At 45.8% G+C, this 823-nt stretch carries 1 pseudogene; it reads right to left on the bottom strand.

Annotated elements, in window-relative coordinates:
• Positions 1 to 823: pseudogene (locus tag R7E78_RS25705) on the bottom strand (ATP-binding cassette domain-containing protein); the annotation flags it as partial.

Below are 823 nucleotides of genomic sequence, written 5' to 3'. Positions count from 1 at the left end.
TTTAAATATGGCCGGTGGACGGTTAACCCTTCAGTGATGATTTCCCCGATGGTCATACGTGGTGAAAGCGAACCGTATGGATCTTGGAACACCATTTGTACGTCTTTTTTCAGATCGAACCGCTCTTTGTCGCTGAGTGAGGCCATGTTTTGACCTTTAAACTCAATTTTTCCGGTAGACGGTAGCAAACCGATCAACGCACGCCCTAATGTGGATTTACCCGAACCGGATTCCCCAACAATGCCTAGTGTTTCGCCCTGTTTTAGTTGTAACGAGATGCCTTTTACCGCTTCGAAGTACTCGTTTTTGCTTGGGATAAAGTGAGGCTTCACCAAAAACTTCACACGAATGTCTTAAGCGTTGAGCAATTCCGACTCTTTCTCATCAACGGGGGTTTTGCTTCCTTTCGGAATCGAGTTAATCAGCATTTTGGTGTATTCATGCTGAGGATCAGAAAATAGGTGCTCAGTGATGTCTTCTTCAACGACCTCACCTTTGCACATCACCAACACACGATCGGCAAAGTGTTTCACCACGCCTAGGTCATGGGTGATAAATAAAATAGCCATCCCCATTTTTGCTTGAATCTCTTTAATCAGCAGTAGCACTTCCGCCTGAACGGTAACGTCAAGCGCGGTTGTCGGCTCATCGGCAATTAAGATGTCTGGTTCGTTGATCAGTGCCATGGCAATCATGATGCGCTGTAACTGACCACCAGAAAACTCATGTGGATACTTATCATAGGCTTGTTGCGGGTTCGGCAAATGAACCAAATCAAACAGTTCAAGCACACGTTCTTTGGCTTTGCGCTGATTGACTGAGC

It is taken from the genome of Vibrio sp. YT-19(2023), assembly GCF_033337395.1.
This window is presented reverse-complemented; position numbering and strand designations above follow the sequence as displayed.